The organism is Aquimarina sp. BL5 (assembly GCF_003443675.1).
GTDB lineage: Bacteria > Bacteroidota > Bacteroidia > Flavobacteriales > Flavobacteriaceae > Aquimarina.
Genome location: NZ_CP031963.1, coordinates 5,201,891 through 5,221,882 on the forward strand (window position 1 = coordinate 5,201,891; position 19,992 = coordinate 5,221,882).

Consider the following 19,992-nt stretch of genomic DNA (forward strand, 5'->3'; position numbering starts at 1 on the left):
TTATTTTATCCCTTTACTTTTATTTGTATTTGATTCGTTTAAAATAATAAGTTTTTGCCATATTTTTCTGCTTAAGCCTGTTGTAAGTACCTCAATCTCATTTACTGCTCGCACAACAGCTTCATCCGGTAAACTTTGAGAATATAGAGCAGCTACCTTACCAACGAGTGCTGTAGCTTCAGAACAATAATCCAGATATCTTTGCAGTTCGAATCTGGTAAACGTTCTTTTGGGCGAATTTTCTGTTGCGGATTCTGGTAAATCAGTTAAATTAGGATCTTTGGTTAATTGATGCATGTCAATTACATGGGCGATAACCCTAAGTTCGTTAAGAGATTTAAGAGCACGACGTGTTTTTAACCTAGATTCTAATGAAACTAAAAAGAAAATAGCTGCACCTAATAGTATGATATCGTTAAATATAGCTTCTGATATAGAAACGATATTACTAAGTGTTGTGTTTTCTATTCGTAAGTCGATATAAGTAATACTATAGATTAATCCACCTAAACCAACTAATATCACCAAATAAGCAAAAATTCTCAACGATAGGTTTGGTTTGGAAATCCAATCTATATTCTGTTTGCTGTCTTGAGCGGTTTGCAAAAAATTATGACATACTTTTTTAAGTCCTGAATCGGGAAATCTATCAGAGATTCTTTTCTCCAACAAAGAGATAGTGTCAATAATTTTTTCGGGATCTAGTTTTAAAGGATTACTCATATTCTTAATTACGCAGGAAGCCTTTTAATAATAAACTTCATCTGTCCACGATGATTGGATTCGTGCTCGCATACGTGAAACCACTTAGCATAATTGTTGGTGGGTTGATTACCAAAAAAGGATTCAGATTTCATTATCCATTGATCATCTCTTTTGGCAAATTCTTTTTTGGTTACTTCCCTAACTTCTGCAAGTGTTTGAAGGTAATAATCAATAGAGTTCCCTTTAATTATTTCTCTTCCTTTTTTACCTAAACCACTGGCAATGTCCCATTCTTTTTTTATGTCTTCATCCCATTTGCCCCAAGCTATTTCGTCAAAAGTATTAAGCTGATAATATCTTTCTGTTGCTGCTAGATGTAACAGCATGGCGCCAACGGAATTGGATTGCTCATCTATTTGAAAATCCAATTGCGCTACCGTAAGATCTTTAACAGTTTGAACAACCCAAGCTCTCATCATAGTCATCGTAGATAATAAGGTACCAATTTGTGGAGAATATCCTTTTTGTGGACCTATCAAATAAATGTTATCTGAAGTGTTTATAGAAGCAGTTTCATCTGTAAAGCTCATCAAAGGCGTAGCTGCTAGTCCTGCTGTTAGTATTGCCGAACCTTTGATGAATTTTCTTCTACTGGTTTTATTAGATTCTTTTTTCATCATTGAGAGATTTTAGAATGAATAATTATATTAGCAACTATGCTTTTATTTTACAGTAATAGGAAACCCCCGATCTTTCATCAAGGCTTCTATTTTGGCATCACGACCACGAAACAATCTATAGGCTTCTGCAGGATCCATAGCGTTTCTGGGAGCAAAGAGATATTTAACTAATTTGGCAGCAACTTCTTTGTCATAGAATCCATTAGGAGCTTCAGCAAAGGCTTCTGCTGCATCAGATGTTAGGACATCTGCCCACATATATCCATAATAGGCAGTTGCATATCCTTCTCCAGAAAATACATGTCCAAAATGAGGAGTACGATGACGCATTACTAATTCTTTCGGCATATCTAGTGCTGCTAAGGTTTCTTTTTCGAATGCATCCACATCAATATTTGATGGATCTGCTAAATGAAATTTCATGTCCATCAATGCAGATGCTAAATACTCTGTAGTAGCAAATCCTTGATTAAAAGTAGCTGCTTTCTTCACTTTAGCAACTAATGCTTTTGGCATAGGTTCTCCTGTCTTATAATGAACTAAATAAGTATCAATTACTTTATCTGTAGATAACCAACGCTCTAATAATTGAGATTGAAACTCAGTGTAATCTCTAACACCGCCATTAAGAGTAGGATATCGTACTTCTGAAGAGAAAAAATGTAACGCATGACCGAATTCATGAAAAAAGGTTGTGGCATCATCCCAGGATACCAATACAGGTTCTCCAGGAGCTGGTTTTACAAAATTTGAATTGTTGGATGCTAACACTGTTTTCTTGCCATCAAAAGTGGTGTGACTTCTGTAGGTTGTTGCCCAGGCCCCAGAACGCTTTCCTGTTCTGGCAAAAGGATCTAAATACCACAATCCTATATGTTCTCCCGAAGTTTTATCTTTTACTTCCCAAACGTTTACGTCTTCGTGGAATACAGGAACCGTTCCTTTTGCTACTGCGGTAAACTCATAATTAAATAATTCTCCAGCTACGAAGAACATAGCTTCTGTAAGTTTATCTAATTGTAAGTATTGTTTAACTTCATCAGAATCAAGATCATACTTTTTCTTTCTAACTTTTTCTGCATAATATCTGTAATCCCAAGGCTCAATGGTAATATTATCTTTATTAGCATCTGCTACAGCCTGCATATCGGCTACTTCTTCCTTTACTCGAGCAATAGCAGCTGGCCAAACAGCATTCATTAATTTCATAGCGTTTTCAGGATTCTTCGCCATTCGGTTCTGTAATCTCCAGTCGGCATAATTATTATATCCTAATAAGGCTACACGCTCTTTTCTTAATTTAAGAATTTTAGCAATGTTCTCATTGTTGTCTTTATCATCTCCATTATCACCTCTGGAGTAATAATTTTTCCAAACCTTTTCTCGCAGTGCTCTCTCTGTAGAATATTTTAGGAATGGATCCATAGAAGATCTTGTATTGGTTACAGCATATGTACCTTCTTGTCCTTTGTCTGCAGCAGCTTTTCCGTATGCTTTGATCAGCGGTTCTGATAATCCTCCTAATTGATCTTTAGTAAGGTAAGTCACATATCCTTCTTCATCTGCTAAAATATTATTAGAAAAATTCGTGTATAATTCGGATAATTCTTTATTTATTTCCGCGTAGCGTTTCTTTTTTTCCGTGTCTAATTCAGCACCATTCATCGCAAATTGTTCATAGGTCAATTGTACTACACGCTGCTGATCTGCTTCCAAAGGTTGTTTTTGAGAATTATCATATACTGCTTTAATTCTTTGGAATAAAATTTCGTTTTGAGATATTTTAGATCGAAAATCAGATAATTTCGGAGCCATTTCCTTTTGAATTTTTCTAAACTCAGGAGAAGACATATTGCTACTTAGAATTCCATAATATGTAAAAACTCTATTTAATTCTTGTCCTGACTTTTCTAACGGAACAATAGTGTTCTCAAAGGTTGGAGCATCAGAATTACTTGTGATAGCATCAATTTCCGCTAGATTCAGTTCCATGCCTTTTTCTAAAGCAGGTTTGATATCAGCAATATTCATTTTGTCAAAAGCAGGAGTCCCACTATATGGCCCTGTCCATTCAGTTAATAATGTATTTGAGATCTTTTCTTCTGAGTGTGTGTTTTCCACGGTTTCTTTCTTTTTATTACAACCCGTTATAGCAATCAGTGAAAAAATCGCTATAGTTTGCAGTGTTTTTGAGATGTGTTGAGTATTCATGTTTTTATATTTAATTCCTTTATTCTTTTGTGTTAGGGATAATAGTGGCATCCTTTTTACGTCAGTTCTAGTGTCACATTTTCATGTGGCGTACTTCGATAATGCTCAGCAGAACTACCGAGAACAAGTAAAAAGATATAACGAATAGCCCGACCTGCCTGAGGCAGAAACGCCATTATAGGTATTCTACTATCAATTAATCTATAATCTAAACTTATTGTTATTAGTAAAGAAAATTGCATTTACAAAAAACAGTTTTCCGTTTTCCCAAAAAGATCTAAATAATGGATTATCTACTAAATAAATTACACTTCCATTCCCCATTCTCGCTTCACCAAAAACTAATGAGTTTTTAAGTCCTTTAAAAGCATCTTTGCCGGAAAAACCTGAAACACTTGTTGGTTCTTCGATATAGGCAACATTATATCCATCTTGCATAAACTTATAAGAACTGCTACCTAATTTCAGACTAAAATAGGTGTCCTCATATCCAAAGGCTAAAGGATGTGATGTGTCTACTTTAGTTTTATAAATACTTCCAGTAATAAAGTCTTTAACTCTTTCGCGTTCCCGTTTGTCGTAAGGTATTAGATTTCCAATGGAATCTTTTTTCTCGTCTTTAGGTTTATTGCTTTTTAAATCAAAACCGTCTTTGTTAGCAAAGGCATTTACTGCATTCGCAATTGCGATTACTTTTCCTCCACTTCTAATCCATTCCTTTAGTTTATCCAGTGAACTTTTATCTAAATATCCACCATAATATCCATTAGGAAGTATCAATACATCGTACTTATCCAGGTTAACTCTTTTGAAATAATCTGTATCAATAGACGTGATTGGGTATTGTAGTTGCTGCTCAAAGAAATGCCAAATCTCCCCGTAGCTTAAAGAAGATGTGTAATTTCCTTTTAGTACTGCTATGCGCTGATTATTAATCAATTTTACATCAGGTGATCCAAAATCGACTCCATTCGAAGCGAAACTTGAGGTTGTAGTATAGAGTTTACGGTTATGCTTATTAGCAATATTAATTACAGTTTGATCATAATCTTTTGTTTTACGATTATCACTTTTGGTAATAATTAAACTCCCTTTTTTGAACTTTTCTCCACTATTCTCAAAGTTTTTTTCACTAAATCGAACTCTGATTTTATTGTTTAAAAGATCAGCAAGAAAAGCTGCATCATCAAGACTATTCCATTTTGCAATATATCCTGCTCCAGATGTATTGACAGTATTATTAATTTGACTACTTTTTTTACTTCCATTTGCTGGTATGAAAGAAGTAGAGGCAATAGCTTCTAATCCATATGCGTGTGGAATACTCCAGGCAGTAATATCATAGGTTAGAGGGTCGCTTAATTTTGCATCTGGTTCGAATAGTACTTTCACCATTTTACCTTTAGGTTGGTCTGTACTTACAACTAATGCTCCATTAGCATTGATACTACCTTGCTTATTTTCTCTAAAATTAAAACCGGATATCTTAGCACTATTGGTGTATCCATATTTTATCTCATGCTTGTCCAATAGTTCTGTTAGGGCCTTGATTTTGTCTGCATGACCGTTAAGTACGTAACTTTTATACTTTAAGGATGCGTTATTAAAGAACTTTTTGAATTCTGAGTTTAACTTTATAGCATTTTTTGAAGATATTTCTACAGTGGATAATCCCGTTGTAGTATGATGTAAAGCGCGATCTTTTAATGTAAGCACATAACCTTCATCAGTTTGTATACCTAATCCAGCACGACCGTGACCTGCTTGTTCATAAGTCATACCGATTGCTCCCATAAAAGTAGGGTAGGTATCTCCATAACTAGGATATAATAGGTCAAAACGTTCTCTAGTAAAAAATAACCAACCTTCTGCATCAAAATATCTAGCGTGATTTTTACCAATTTGAGTTTGAAAATCTCTTTGCCAAGGTGTAATAATTTCGTGAAAAGGCTCAGCTGCCGGTGCAAAATAATAAGGTTCGTTGATACCTTGCTCATGAAAATCTACGTGAACATGCGGCATCCATTTATTATAAGCGGTTAATCGACTATAGGATTCTACCTGTGTGGCCCAAGCCCAATCTCTATTAAGATCAAAAAGATAATGATTAGGTCGACCGCCTGGCCAAGGTTCATTGTGTTCAGTAGCATTTTGATCTGTATTATAAGGAGTAGCTTTGGTTTGATTATACCAATTGGCGTATCGATCTCTTCCGTCAGGATTTACACAAGGGTCTATGATGACTACTGTATTTTTTAACCATTCCTTTTTTGTAGTGATAAGTTCATAAACGGTTTTCATAGAAGCTTCGGTACTAGAAGCTTCATTACCATGAACATTATAACTAAGCCATACCACAGCAATTTGTGGATTACTATTTCCGGCTACGATACCTGTATTTTTAAGATGATCGAGACGAATGTTTTCAATATTTTTTTGATTCTCAGCACTCGTGATGACAGCATAAGTCAATGGTCTTCGCTCATTTGTTTTTCCATAGCTTTGATAAGTAACTAAATCAGAGTTAGCAGCCACATGATTAAAATAGTTTACTACATCTGCGTGACGTGTAAACTGACTGCCGATTTCATAACCTAAAAATGAAGCGGGAGATTGAAGATTGTTTTGTGCGGATACCCAAGTTATGGATACAACAAGGAGCATTAAGAGAATTTTTTTCATTGATGAGCTTTTAATTTTGGTAAAATACCGCCTTAAATTTAGGATATAAATTGTATTAACTAAATTTTAGGATTTGAGATAACTATATTCATAAATTTAGGTTTAGAAGATATGATCGCGTGAAGTTGATCAAGTGACTATTAAAAAAAATATAAAAAAATAGATGCAATCACAATCTACCGTATATTTATCGACTTAAAAAGACCACCCTATGCCTAGTGACTGTATTCCGTTTAGAGAAACAAATTACTTTTCATCTTTTATTTGTGATTATTTAGACGAAAAACCAGAACTAAAAGAATTTTATCATCGATTTCCAAAGCTTGACAATTTTAAAGATCAACTTCAGGAAAAACAACAATCTTTTCCATCAGAAAACCGCAAGGTATTGAAAGCTTCTTTATCTTCTCAATATAAAAATGTTGATATTTCTGAAGCTACCCAAAAGAACATTGATCTTCTGGATAAGGATACCACCTTTACGGTTACTACCGGACATCAGTTGAATTTATTCACAGGTCCTTTGTATTTTTTGTACAAAATAGTTTCTACGATTAATCTCACTAGCGTATTGAAAGAGAAACATCCAGAATATGATTTTGTTCCGATATATTGGATGGCGACAGAGGATCATGATTTTGATGAGATCAATTATTTTAATTTTAAAGGAAAAAAAATTCAGTGGAATCGTAAGGACGGTGGTGCAGTAGGGGTTTTTGATACCGAAGGATTAGATAAAGTTTTTGAAATTTTTTCTTCGGAAATTGGATCTGGACGAAATGCGGAACGATTAAAGTCTCTTTTTCGGGAAGCTTATCTGAAACACAACAACTTGGCAGACGCTACTAGGTATTTGGCAAATGAGTTGTTTAGAGATTATGGTTTGGTGATTGTAGATGCAGATGATAAAGAGTTAAAACGCCTGTTTATTCCATATGTAAAGAGAGAATTAGAAGAACAAGTTTCCTATAATACTGTATTGCCAAAAGCGGAAAAATTAGAAGCAAAAGGGTATAAGGTACAAGTAAATCCTCGAGAAATTAATCTGTTTTATCTATCTGAAGGATCAAGAGAACGTATTATAGAAAAGGAAGGTAGTTATTTTGTTAATGATACAGAGATTTCCTGGAGCAAGAGTGGATTACTAAAAGAACTCTCTGAGTTCCCGGAGCGATTTAGTCCTAATGTGATGATGAGGCCTTTGTATCAAGAAGTGATTTTACCAAACCTTTGCTATATCGGTGGAGGAGGAGAATTAGCGTATTGGTTGGAGTTAAAAGATTATTTTGAAGCTGTTCAGATTCCATTTCCGATGTTGTTATTACGTAATTCTGTTTTAATTAAAACTGAAAAGCAAGCGGACAAAATTAAGAGATTAGTTATTTCCGATACAGAATTATTTCTAAAACAACACGAGCTGATTAACCGAAAGGTGCGACAAATATCTAATATTGATATTAATTTTGATCCTCAGCGTAAAGTTCTAAAAGAGCAATTCGAAGGAATGTATGAGTTAGCTAAGCAAACGGATGTTACTTTTGTAAACGCTGTGAAGGCTCAAGAAGTAAAGCAGCTTAAAGGATTAGATGTGCTAGAAAAGCGACTGTTAAAAGCCCAAAGAATAAAACTTAGTGATCACGTACAGCGATTGACTACAATCCAAAATGAACTATTTCCTAATCAAAGTTTGCAGGAACGAAACACCAATTTCTCTGAAATGTATCTGGAATATGGGGAGGAATTGATTTCGGAATTGATAAAACAGCTCGATCCTTTATGTGGGGAGTTTGTAGTTTTAAATATGTAGGATAATTTCCATTAATACATTATTAGTAGGTATTTCTAATTTTTTACGAAGTCGATAACGAGCTTTTCGTACGCCTTCTTGAGTTATATTTAATATACTGGCAATCTCTTTAGAAGAAAGATTCATTTTTAACAAAGCCATTAAGCGTAGCTCATTTGGAGTAACATTAGGATATTTACTTTTAATATTGGCATAGAAATCTTTATGTACTTGTTCAAAATGATTTTTGAAGTTCTCCCAACTACTATCGTCTTTTAAATCAAAATTAATAATTTGAATTACTTTTTGATAATTGTATTGAGTGTTTTGATCTTCTGAATATCTAATTAGTTCTACTTCTTCTTTTAGATTTTCTAATACGTTATTTTTTTTAGCTAGATGTAGAGAATTAGTGGTTAGCTCTTTTTTCTTAGTGTCTAATTCTCGATTTAATAATGTTTTTTCAAGACAACTAAGTTTAATCTTCTTTCTAAAAATAAATATAGCCGTTCCCAGTAAGATGTTACCAATTCCTAATCCTAAAATCAAAAGAATATTTTGAAGTTTTGTTTGTTGGTTTTGTTTTTCTAGCTCAGTAATTTTAAGCTCTTTTTTACTGATTTCGAATTTGGCTTGAAGCTCGGTAGCTTGTTTATTTTTTTGAATAATCTCCAAAGAGTCTTTCAACTTTGATAAATTTTTGTAATACATATAGGCATCGCTGCTATTTCCTTCTTTTTCTGCAATATGAGCAAGTGTTTGATTCGCTTCTTTTTCGGTTTCCAGGTCATATGCTTTTTTTGAAATAGAAATGGATTTTTCAGCATGAGACTTAGCCGAGTCCAATAGATTTAATTTAAAAAAAGACTTTGCGATGGAATTGTAAGTGATCGCTTTTTGTATATAATTCCCTGTTGAGCTATAGTTTTTTAAAGCATTTTTTTGATAAAGAAGTCCTTTGGAATATAATTCCATTGCGTAATAAGTATTTCCAATCTCGTATTGAGCAATGGCAATTGTTTTAGGATTTCCTTTTTCTTTTCTAAGTAATAAGGATTTTTGAAAGTGGTCTAATGCTTTCTGATAGTTGTGTAATCCTCTTTGACTTATTCCTATGTTTTGGAGAATAACACTAAGATGCCTTTTGTTACCGGCTTCTGTGATTATAGGTAAAGATTTATTGAGGTATACTAGAGCTTTCTTAAAATCTTTCTGTTTGATCAGAAAGTTACTAATATGAATATAAGTACGACCAATACCTTCTATATTATTGTATTGTTCATATAGTTTGTTAGCTGTAAGAAAATGTTCTAATGCTTTTTTTCTGTGTTTCATTAAGCTATAAGAAACTCCAATGTTTTCTATAGATTTTATATAGGATATAGAATCTGGTAAGGATTTAAATATCTCACCAGCTTTCTGAAAATTTTCAATTGCTTCCGTATAATGATTTAGGTGATTTTGAACTGCACCAATTTGATGTAATGCCGAAGCTTGTCCCCAGGAATGCCCTATTTCTTTATTAATTGCCAAGGCCTTTTTAAAGCGAAATAGCGCGGAATCATATTCTTTTTGATAATAATAAACTACTCCTAAACAGTTATTGGCTCCTGCAATTGCCCTAGGCTTTTTGATTTTATGAGCAATGCCAAGAGCTTTATTGATATGTTGTTTTGCTAGTACAGGATTAGAAGTTGCATATTGAATACCCAGGTCATTAAATGCTTTGACGAGCGTAGTATCTGGTGTAATAGTGTTAGTAGTTATTAGTAGAAGACTATCTACTATTTGTTTATTTTGTGCTTGTAAACCAAAGTTGTATAATAAGATAATATAACAAATACTACTTATACAAAGAGTTTTCATTTTGTGAGGTGTGATGGTTTAAAGAGTTTTTCAAAAATAAAGTTTTACTTCAAAAATTGACTTCTCTTAACAAATAGGTAATACAATCTTAAAACGAGCTTTTTTTGTGATTTGTAATTATTTGATTTTTAGATTAAAAGAAAAACTTCCCTTCTAGATGTATAATAGAAAGGAAGTTTATTTAAAATTGGAAGTAAATAAGATTTAATTTTCTTTTACTAATTTAGTGCTGTATGATTCACCATCTTCAAACTGAATGTTTAAGATGTAAACACCGCTTAGTTGTTGTAAGTTAATATGAGCACTTTTTTGCTCCCCTTTTTTGATAACTACATCTGTATGTGATAAGATAACACGACCACTAAGATCAGAAATGGTTATGTCAACTTTTCCTTCGGTTAATCCATAGTAGTTAATGTTAAAATCTCTTTTGCTTGGATTTGGATAAGCTACAAAACCAACTTCTTCTAACTCTGATGTTAGCTCTTCTGATGTGTCAGATGTTTTGTTTTCTGTTTCATTTCCATTTTTACCTTGCGCTACAGAACGGTATGAACTATTGATATATGGTACAGTTTGCTCACAAAAAGTTAGCATTTTGTTATCAAAACCTTCTGTGTTTTTAGTGATAAGATAATTCTCTTTCCAGATATCATTATTAAATCCATCGTATTCAGCAAAGTCTGCCATCGCCTTATCTTCAGCCAATTGATTTAGATCGGGTGTTAATGCACTTACTGTAGCATAAGAAAAATCTGTGATCGCATCATACGATTGTCTGATGATCTCTCCATTTTGTTTACCACTTTCTCCAACACCAGATAATCCCATATAATCAATTTCTAAAGTAACTGAAATAAACCTTTTTAATGAAACAGCAGTGTTTCCTGAAAGACTATTCAGGTTTTGAGCAAGCGTATTTTGATCAATAAATCTTGTAATATCTAAAGAAGTTGGCAATTGTTTGTCAAGATCAATACCATTGGAGATCATATATGGTTTTGTTCTTCGGGAGTTCACAGAATACCCTTCAGAATTATAAGTAGTGATCACATAATTAGCGGAGAAGAGACCAAATTCCGTTCCTTGAATTTTATCCATATTTGTGGTAATGTATGGCTTTTCTTTAAGACGAAAATGTGCTCCAAATTTATCATTTTGATTTTTCACAACACTAATAGCTACTCGTGGTGTATATACCAAATTAAAAACTCCTAATGGTTCATTATAATAAGGAAAGGCTCCTTTGGTGTTATTTCCAGTTTCTATAGGAGCATACTCTGCATTTTTAGATCCTGGTGTTGTGATCACCACATTATCAAAAACGGGTGTTTCTATAGTCAACGTTCCTTTTGCTGCTAATTCTGCAAATACTAAGCTAGGCTGAGGTGGAGGAAAGGATAGCGTAGTAGTCTGATCTGGTTCATCAGCTAAGTTATCCAGTCTTACTTTTACCGCAGCAGCTGTGGTAGCTCTACCACCACCTTTCATGGCCGTTCCTGCTGCATCCATAAATTCTCCTGCAACTTTTCCTGGACCTCCAAAATTTATAAACCCTAAGTCACCTGCTTCTGCAATTGCTTTTGTTGCTTTCCCTGCAGCAGATAAAAAATCTCCTGCAGCCATAGCTGCGGTTCCTTCATATTGTAATCGTAGGGCTTCTCGTTCCCAATCAGGTACTTTTCTGCCAGGTATCGTAAGATCAGTTTCATTACTCCAAGGAGTGTCTTCCCATTCATTTAAACTTTTAAGACTAATATCTCCAAGGCTTTGAGATTGTTCTCCGTATGGAGTGTCCATTACTCCTGTAAGATAAGAGTCTGAATTGGCCATCCACTCATCATAACCATCTGCTCCGGCAGGAATACTACCTCCTAATGTTTTACCTACGATCTCCATGGATCCTTGAGTTACTTTATCTACTTTGATCTGTAAATTAGATTCGAAGAAACAGGTACAAGGATCATAGTTGAAGATGAAATCTACATAATAGAATTTGCTTTCTGAAGTATTATATAATCGAACTGATTTACTATACGCCTCTGATCCCAAAGTTGGATTATCTAAGGCTTTTCCTTGTAGATAACTAGACCACAACCTTGGTTGATGGTATCGACCACTGATGGTTTGTGTTTTTTTATCTACCAAAGAAACCCTCAGGTTATTGGCAATAGAACTATTGTGAATATATAAGAATACTCTAAGCGTACCAGTAAACCGATTGTATAGTACCATATAAGGCTCCCCACGCAGGTCTTCTTTTTGCAATCCATTTTCATCATATCCAAAATCCATTTGTATCATTTCCCATCCATCGATAGAACTAAAATCTTCTCCTCCCAGATAGGTGCCACTAGCAGATTGTTTAGAAGCTACTGGATATAGATCAGGATCACCTGTGGTATAAAAAGGACTTAATGGGAAAATTGTATTTGGAGTACCTTGATTTTCGAAAGCTATAGGGTATATGCGTTGGCGCCAATCAAAAGCATTTGTAGGACCATTACTTGGAGCGTATGAGAATTGTGGATCTGTATTATGTTGTGCAGGAGCATTGAGTTCTCCGAAATCTTCTCCACTAACAATGACTGCCTGTGGTTTATAGGATACTTGTACGCTTCCTTTTCGGGATATTGTGATTAACCGCGAATAATTACCACTATCTCCATTTAGTAAGATTGGAGTAGGTACTCCTGTCATAGTATAACTTTTGGTATCTTGTCGAGCAACTAAAGTACCATTATCATATCCAAAAACGATCGGAGTATCTGCAACAAACTCAGTATATTTTTCTATTCCTTTATTGAACAAATAAATTTCACCATCCTCATTCATTTCGATTCCTGAAAATAATTTTCTAGACCCTGGAGTTTGTAATGCTTCCTTGGTATATTTACTTACATTATAATCTAATAAACCAATTTTTGCGATCGCATCATTTTCAAAAATAACTTGAAACATATCTTCGGATCCGCCTCTTTTTAGAATAGTAATATTACCAGATCCTACAATGGCCGTATTATCATCTATTGGTGCTATTGCTTCGTTAGCGCTAATTTTAGTGTATTCTGATCCGGCAGCCCCACTTTCCAGCGTTTCAATAGAATGAAAGGCAGAATCGTATGTCGGAACTGAGATGTACTTATCTTCAAACGAACGAAATGTTCTAAAGGTAAATGTATAAGGTGCTGAGTCATTTAGATCAAGATTCTGAGAAGCTAAAGTTATATCATTAGACTTCCAGTATTGATCTGTTGTAGCGATACTTTGGATCAAATAATGCTTGTCTTCTTGCGTTACATATGGCATTACGAATTCAAAGAAATAGTTATCATCCATGTATTCGTTTTCTGTTTGATCATTAGTGATCATGCGTAACGAATTTGTTCCATTTTCTTGAGAATCTAAATACATCCAATCGGCACCATCGTCAACACTTACTAATGCAAATGCATTAAGTTTGTAATCTTGTACTAGCCACCATAACTGACTTTTTTTAAGAAAGTATACAAAAGAACGTTCTTCTATAGCCAATCCTTCTGAGGTTCTGGTCAAAAATTCGTTGTCTCTGCTATCTGGTGAGATGGTGATTAATGCTTTTACGGTTTGATTCCTTTTAAGCTCGGGAGTTTTTAATGATGCAAAACCAAAATCAAGACTTCTGTTCGTGCTAGAAACCTTATGTTCTTGTGCGTACAATTGATTGATACTGCACACTAGGCAGATGATACATAACCAATTCAGTATAAGTTTTGTGAATATTGTTTTCATAATAGGTATGTGTGAGATGATTAGTTTTTAGATGTGTTTTGTTCAAGTATGTTTAATCGCTGTTGTAATTGCAGGATCATTTTTTTCATCGTATCGTTTTCATCCTGTTGTTTTTTGATCAATTCTTGTTGTTTGATAGCATGAAGGTATAGTTCTTCGATTTTTTCTACTGAGATTGTAGTTACTTTTTTCAGATCTAATCCATTTGCAACAACCTCTTCTTCAGTTGGCATACCGGGTAAGCTATGATGTTGAGCAGTATGTGCTTTTATTACTGCTAATGGTGTTAATTCGTAATCCTCAGCGAATACATAATCAGGGAATGAAGAAGCATCTGCAATAAAACCAACGGCTTTGATTCTACCATCTACATGTAATTGTTCCGTAAGAGATTCATTGGAAATAGAGCCAATCGCTATTTTACCATCGGTATCTATATACAAAGCATCTGCTCCAAACGCATTTTTTACTGAGAAATGAGAATCAGGAATATTGGTTAAACGTAGGTTTAGGCCTTTGTTGATAGTTATTTGCTGTGAAATATCTGTATTTGCAAAATTTAGTGTACCGCTAACATTGAATGTATCATAGGATGTAATATCACCTCTAATATTCATTCCTTTGGTAAGTGTAACGGTATCATCAAAATTTGTGGTTCCGTTTATTTTTGTATCTCCGGTAATTAGCGTATTTCCATTTACATGTAACTTTTGTTGTGGGGCGGCAGTACCTATACCAATGTTACCATCTGGATTGATTTTAAAAGCATCAACAAAAGCTCCATTATTTTGTGAGCGTAATTGTAGTCCTATACTAGAACTTCCTGAATTGTCTTTAGCTTCTAAAAAAGTAGTTCCTGATTGACCGTATCCTTCTTTCGCTGAAAGAAATAATCCACCTTTAGCAAAGGCATTTCCTCTGATATCTATAGTTCCATAGATGGATAGGTTTCTTTGAATAGAAGTATTACCGTCAGGATTAATTCTTAAGGCGTTTCTAATATTACCATTAATTTGAGTACGAAGTTGCATTGCAATGTTAGATCTATTTGACTTATCTCTAGCTTGTATATATGCTGTTCCATTCTTGTTTTTTCCTTCAAATGCATGATAATAGGTATGCCCTCGGGCGTATATATCTCTAAATCTGAAATCGCGTTGCGCATCCATTTTATTAGTGTTAAAAAAACTTACCAATAGTACAATGAATAGGAATAGTTTGTTTGTTGTTTTCATTAGTATGTAGTTGCTATTTGTTTTGTATACTTTTTATTTGCTTTTGTAATTCAGTAACTAGTTGCTTTAGGTTTTTTATTTCTTCTTGCTGTTTGATTGTATGTAGATATAATTCTTCAATTTTTTCTACAGTTAGATTAGTTACTTGAGTTACATCTAATCCCTGAGCGACGACTTCTTTTTCGGTTGGCATACCAGGTAGACTTTTGTTTAGGGTAATGTAGGCTTTCACTTTTTCTAAAGACATCAAATCATAGGCTTCTGCAAATACATAATCTGGGAATGAAGAAGCATCAGCTATAAAACCACCAGCTTTGATTCTACCATCAACACTTAGTTGTTCAGTAAGAGATTCGCTAGAAACAGAGCCAATCGCTATTTTTCCATCAGTATCGATATACAAAGCATCTGCTCCAAATGCATTTTTTACTGAGAAATGAGAATCAGGAATATTGGTTAAACGTAGGTTTAGCCCTTTGTTGATAGTTATTTGCTGTGAAATATCTGTATTCGCAAAATTTAGTGTACCGCTAACATTGAATGTGTCATAGGATGTAATATCACCTCTAATATTCATTCCTTTGGTAAGTGTAACGGTATCATCAAAATTTGTGGTTCCGTTTATTTTTGTATCTCCGGTAATTAGGGCATTTCCATTTACGTGAAGCTTTCGATTCGGAGTAGTAGTGCCTATACCAAGGTTACCACTATTAGAAAGAACCATTTTGTCTACGTTACCAACTCTAAATCCGATATATCCGTTATTTGTGTTTTTCTTATTAATAAGGGTGAATTTTCCGTCTTTAGCAGCTAGCAAGCTATAGCTCTCTTTTCCTAACTGTGATTTATGTGTAAACCCCGCCCAATGCGCTCCATGTCCAATAATACCGACAAAAGCATTGCTCATAGTAGTACTACCATTAGTGTTAACTGAAAAAATCTCCGCGCCTGAGTTTTGCCATCCAGTGTAGGTGGGAGCATATGATAAAGTCATGCGATTTGACAAATTAGAAAGCGTAAAAGATATATTTCTATTCTGCATTCTGAACTCACTTTTATGATTGGATCTATCAGTATTAATAACGTAGGTGTCATAACTATGCCCTGTAGCACCACCAAAAGATTGAGCAAAGGAGGTAAGCGAGGTTCCTGCGCTTGCCAGAGTAATGAATAGTAAGTTTTTGAATTTTTTCATGTGTGTTTTTTTGATTTATGAGTTTTGCTATTTCTGTTTTATATATTGTTCGATTTGTTCTAATCTTTTATGTAAGCCATCCATGTTTTCTTTTTGAATCTTTGTACTTTCTTTCTGGTCTTTGAGTGATTTTTTTAAGGCTAAGATTTCCTTTCGCTGTTGAATGATTAATTCTTGTTGTGCAATAGCATGTAGATATAACTCTTCAATTTTTTCAACAGAAACTGTCATCACTTTTTTGATATTCAACCCATTATTGATTACCTCTTTTTCGGTTGGCATGTCAGGTAGTTTATGATGTTTGGTGGTATATGCTTTTATTGCCTCTAAAGACATCAACTGATAATCATTAGCAAATACATAATCAGGGAACGAGGATGCGTCAGCTATAAAACCACCAGCTTTGATTCTACCATCTACGTTTAGTTGTTCAGTAAGAGATTCGCTAGAAACAGAGCCAATCGCTATTTTTCCATCAGTATCGATATACAAAGCATCAGCTCCAAATGCATTTTTCACTGAGAAATGAGAATCAGGAATATTGGTTAAACGTAGGTTTAGCCCTTTGTTGATAGTTATTTGCTGTGAAATATCTGTATTCGCAAAATTTAGTGTACCGCTAACATTGAATGTGTCATAGGATGTAATATCACCTCTAATATTCATCCCTTTGGTAAGTGTAACGGTATCATCAAAATTTGTGGTTCCGTTTATTTTCGTATTTCCGGTAATTATTGCATTTCCATTTACGTGAAGTTTTCGATTAGGAGTAGTAGTGCCTATACCTAGGTTACCACTATTAGAAAGAACCATTTTGTCGATGTTACCAACTCTAAATCCAATATATCCGTCATCCGTATCTGCCTTATTTATTAAGGTAAGTTTTCCGCTTTTGGATGCTAGTAAGCTGTAATTGGGTGTGCCTTTCATTGATTCATGTGAAAATCCTGCCCAATCTGATCCATATATCGTAAGACCGACAAAAGCGGTGCTCATGGTAGTACTGCCGTTAGTATTTACAGAGAAAATTTCTGTTCCATTATTTGCCCATCCTTTATATATTGAAGAATATGATAAAGCCATTCGATTGGATAAATTAGAAAGCGTAAAAGATATACTTCTATTCTGCATTCTAAACTCACTTTTATTATTAGATCTATCATTATTGATGATAAAGGTGTCAAATTTATCACCAGTAGGTACTCCAAAAGATTGAGCAAATGAAGTAAGGGAGGTTCCTATGGTGAATAGTATGATGAAGTGTAATTTCTTTAATTTTTTCATGGGTATGTTTTAGATCATTTGTTATTTTTCTAATTTGGTAATACGTTCTTCAAGTTTTTTAATCAATATTTGCTGCTTTTCAATCAATTCCTGTTGTTTTATAGTGTGCAGATATAATTCTTCAATTTTTTCAACAGAAACTGTCATCACTTTTTTAATATTCAATCCATTCTTTATTACTTCTTTTTCAGTTGGCATACCTGGTAGACTATGATTTTGAGAAGTATATGCTTTTACAGCTGCTAATGACATTAATTCATAATCATTAGCAAATACATAATCAGGGAACGAGGATGCGTCAGCAATAAATCCACCAGCTTTGATTCTACCATCTACACTTAGTTGTTCAGTAAGAGATTCGCTAGAAACAGAGCCAATCGCTATTTTTCCATCAGTATCGATATACAAAGCATCAGCCCCAAATGCATTTTTTACCGAGAAATGAGAGTTAGGAATATTGGTTAATCGTATATCAAGACCTCTATTGATCAAAAACGTTTGTGATTTATCCAGATTAGATAATGTAAGATCTCCTTTTATCGAGGTATCTCCTTTTATCGAAGTATCTCCGTTGATATCGGTATTTCCCTGCAATTTGGTGATTCCAACAATGGTAGTGTTTCCTTTTACGTCAAGTTTTACTTCAGGGGTAGTTGTTCCAATACCGATATCGCCATTGGGGCTAATCTTAAGAGCATTGACAATATTTCCGCCATTTTGACTTCGTAGTTGAAATCCAATATTAGAGTTATTTGATTTATCTCTTGCTTGTAGATAGGCGGTTCCAGATTTCCCATCTCCCTCATTTGCAAACAACTGAACATTTCCTTTGGCATATGTGTTTCCATTTACATGAAGCTTTTCTTTTGGGTTAGAAGTTCCTATTCCTAATCTTCCTTCATCGGTTAATCGCATTTTTTCTTTAATCTTGTCTTTTTTATAGCTATCGAATCCAAAAATGATATCTTCATTATTTCGAGAATTATCCCAGTCAGCGATTAGGTAGAGATTACCTGCATCTGCGTGTATACCACCTCTTGTACTAATTGTACCGTTGGCATGAACTCTAAAAAGTATGTTGTTATACCAACTTCCTTTGCCTTGGGATACAAAGAATTCTTCATCTCTATGACTTGAACCATCATCGTTCATATGCATTACAATGGCATTGTTTCTACCAAAAATTGAAGCACTTGGTCTAGGCTTATTATTACTGTTTTGTGCTATTAATTGACTTGAGTTAAATAGGGTTATAGTCAAAATTGCGTGAATAATAATTGTCTTTTTCATTGTTTAATTTTTAAATAGGTTTATTTAGATTTTTCTAATTTTTTTATTTGCTGTTCTAATTTTTTGATGGTTTGTTGCTGTGCAAACATGTGTAAATAGAGCTCTTCAATTTTTTCAACAGAAATGGTTACTACTTTTTTTAGATCTAATCCATCGGTTAAGACCTCTTCTTCAGTTGGCATACCCGGTAGACTATGATTTTGAGAAGTATATGCTTTTAGAGTTTCTAATGGCATCAGCTGATAATCATTAGCGAAAACATAATCGGGGAACGAGGATGCGTCAGCAATAAATCCACCAGCTTTGATTCTACCACCTACGTGTAGTTGTTCAGTAATTTCAGTTTCTTGTAGGTCCCCAATTGCAATTTTACCTTTAGTATCTATATAGAATGCATCAGCTCCAAATGCATTTTGTACAGAAAAATGAGAGTTAGGAATATTGGTTAATCTTATATCAAGACCTTTATTAATCAAAAACTCTTGAGATTTATCGGGATTAGACAATGTAAGATCTCCTTTTATCGAGGTATCTCCATTGATATTGGTGTCTCCATTAATTTTAGTGTTTCCAATAATAGTTGTATTCCCTCGTACATCCAATTTTGCTTGTGGGCTTGAAGTTCCAATACCTACATTTCCGGTTGAGGTCATTTTAAGAACGTCAACTTTATTACCTGATTTTTGGGTTCTGAATTGAAACGCTATATTAGAGTTTCCCGAGAAATCTCTGGCCTGTATATAGGCAGTCCCAGATTTACCTTCTCCCTCATAAGAAGACATTTTAATATTTCCTTTAGAATAGATATCCCCATTAACATGAAGTGGTGATCTGGGACTTTTTGTGCCTATACCTAAACGGCCATCATCGGTAAGCCGCATTCTTTCTTTTACTTTATTTCTTTGATATCCATCAAAACCAAAAATAATATCTTCATTAGAACTGGAATTATCCCAGTCTGCTACTAGGTATAAATCCCCCCAATCAGCATGTATGCCTGCAGTAGTACTTATAGTTCCGTTATGATGAATTCTAAATTGGACTTTGTCCCTCCAATCTCCCGATCCGGCAGAAAAATAAAAATCTTCGTTATCACCTTTGCTATCTTTATTAAAGTGATTTACGATGCCAATCTTAGAATCAATTTTCATATGTTTTCTTGGATTACCGGGCTTTGGAGTACTATTTTGTGCGGACAAACTAGAGGTCGAAATCAAAAAGAAAATAGATACTGTGATTATTTCAATAGCGAATAATCTTCTATTAGATGTACATGTGTGTTTCATT

At 34.2% G+C, this 19,992-nt stretch carries 12 protein-coding genes; 1 reads left to right on the forward strand and 11 read right to left on the reverse strand.

What is annotated here, in order from left to right; translation table 11 throughout:
- From D1818_RS21870 to D1818_RS21890, 4 genes are all read right to left on the reverse strand, one after another.
- Positions 1–723: a hypothetical protein gene (locus D1818_RS21870; RefSeq protein WP_118461834.1), complete on the reverse strand. Its 723-nt coding sequence runs from the start codon at positions 721–723 to the stop codon at positions 1–3.
- Positions 724–731: 8 nt separating this feature from the next.
- The gene (locus tag D1818_RS21875; RefSeq protein ID WP_233558540.1) at positions 732–1,382 is read right to left on the reverse strand and encodes a DinB family protein; all 651 of its coding nucleotides are present in this window, start codon (positions 1,380–1,382) and stop codon (positions 732–734) included.
- Between the two features lie 45 nt (positions 1,383–1,427).
- The gene (locus tag D1818_RS21880; protein WP_118464009.1) at positions 1,428–3,596 is read right to left on the reverse strand and encodes a M3 family metallopeptidase; all 2,169 of its coding nucleotides are present in this window, start codon (positions 3,594–3,596) and stop codon (positions 1,428–1,430) included.
- Between the two features lie 201 nt (positions 3,597–3,797).
- On the reverse strand, positions 3,798–6,278 hold the full coding sequence (locus D1818_RS21890; RefSeq protein ID WP_118461840.1) for a M14 family metallopeptidase: 2,481 nt from the start codon (positions 6,276–6,278) through the stop codon (positions 3,798–3,800).
- A gap of 211 nt (positions 6,279–6,489) precedes the next feature.
- Here D1818_RS21890 and bshC point away from each other — a divergent pair, with 211 nt between their 5' ends.
- Complete coding sequence (gene bshC / locus D1818_RS21895; protein WP_118461842.1) at positions 6,490–8,085, forward strand: bacillithiol biosynthesis cysteine-adding enzyme BshC; 1,596 nt, start codon at positions 6,490–6,492, stop codon at positions 8,083–8,085.
- Here bshC and D1818_RS21900 read toward each other — a convergent pair.
- The 7 genes from D1818_RS21900 to D1818_RS21930 form a co-directional block, all read right to left on the reverse strand.
- Entirely contained in the window at positions 8,074–9,930 is a 1,857-nt protein-coding gene (locus D1818_RS21900; RefSeq protein WP_118461844.1) for a tetratricopeptide repeat protein, read from the reverse strand. The genes bshC and D1818_RS21900 overlap by 12 nt on opposite strands.
- A 204-nt stretch (positions 9,931–10,134) precedes the next feature.
- Complete coding sequence (locus D1818_RS21905) at positions 10,135–13,701, reverse strand: T9SS type A sorting domain-containing protein (RefSeq protein ID WP_118461846.1); 3,567 nt, start codon at positions 13,699–13,701, stop codon at positions 10,135–10,137.
- A gap of 20 nt (positions 13,702–13,721) precedes the next feature.
- Entirely contained in the window at positions 13,722–14,936 is a 1,215-nt protein-coding gene (locus tag D1818_RS21910; protein WP_118461848.1) for a hypothetical protein, read from the reverse strand.
- Between the two features lie 13 nt (positions 14,937–14,949).
- Positions 14,950–16,131, reverse strand: a complete 1,182-nt coding sequence (locus D1818_RS21915; RefSeq protein WP_118461850.1) for a hypothetical protein — start codon at positions 16,129–16,131, stop codon at positions 14,950–14,952.
- 27 nt (positions 16,132–16,158) lie between these two features.
- On the reverse strand, positions 16,159–17,415 hold the full coding sequence (locus tag D1818_RS21920) for a hypothetical protein (protein ID WP_118461852.1): 1,257 nt from the start codon (positions 17,413–17,415) through the stop codon (positions 16,159–16,161).
- 21 nt (positions 17,416–17,436) lie between these two features.
- Positions 17,437–18,705 carry a hypothetical protein gene (locus D1818_RS21925; protein ID WP_118461854.1) on the reverse strand — a complete coding sequence of 423 codons (1,269 nt, stop codon included), beginning with the start codon at positions 18,703–18,705 and terminating at the stop codon, positions 17,437–17,439.
- Between the two features lie 20 nt (positions 18,706–18,725).
- Positions 18,726–19,991: a hypothetical protein gene (locus D1818_RS21930; RefSeq protein ID WP_118461856.1), complete on the reverse strand. Its 1,266-nt coding sequence runs from the start codon at positions 19,989–19,991 to the stop codon at positions 18,726–18,728.
- Between the last annotated feature and the right edge of the window lies 1 nt (position 19,992).

Coding starts and splice junctions, on each gene's coding strand:
- D1818_RS21870 (WP_118461834.1), bottom strand. CDS start 723: ATGAGTAATCCTTTAAAACTAGATCCCGAAAAAATTATTGACACTATC.
- D1818_RS21875 (WP_233558540.1), bottom strand. CDS start 1,382: ATGAAAAAAGAATCTAATAAAACCAGTAGAAGAAAATTCATCAAAGGT.
- D1818_RS21880 (WP_118464009.1), bottom strand. CDS start 3,596: ATGAATACTCAACACATCTCAAAAACACTGCAAACTATAGCGATTTTT.
- D1818_RS21890 (WP_118461840.1), bottom strand. CDS start 6,278: ATGAAAAAAATTCTCTTAATGCTCCTTGTTGTATCCATAACTTGGGTA.
- bshC (WP_118461842.1), top strand. CDS start 6,490: ATGCCTAGTGACTGTATTCCGTTTAGAGAAACAAATTACTTTTCATCT.
- D1818_RS21900 (WP_118461844.1), bottom strand. CDS start 9,930: ATGAAAACTCTTTGTATAAGTAGTATTTGTTATATTATCTTATTATAC.
- D1818_RS21905 (WP_118461846.1), bottom strand. CDS start 13,701: ATGAAAACAATATTCACAAAACTTATACTGAATTGGTTATGTATCATC.
- D1818_RS21910 (WP_118461848.1), bottom strand. CDS start 14,936: ATGAAAACAACAAACAAACTATTCCTATTCATTGTACTATTGGTAAGT.
- D1818_RS21915 (WP_118461850.1), bottom strand. CDS start 16,131: ATGAAAAAATTCAAAAACTTACTATTCATTACTCTGGCAAGCGCAGGA.
- D1818_RS21920 (WP_118461852.1), bottom strand. CDS start 17,415: ATGAAAAAATTAAAGAAATTACACTTCATCATACTATTCACCATAGGA.
- D1818_RS21925 (WP_118461854.1), bottom strand. CDS start 18,705: ATGAAAAAGACAATTATTATTCACGCAATTTTGACTATAACCCTATTT.
- D1818_RS21930 (WP_118461856.1), bottom strand. CDS start 19,991: ATGAAACACACATGTACATCTAATAGAAGATTATTCGCTATTGAAATA.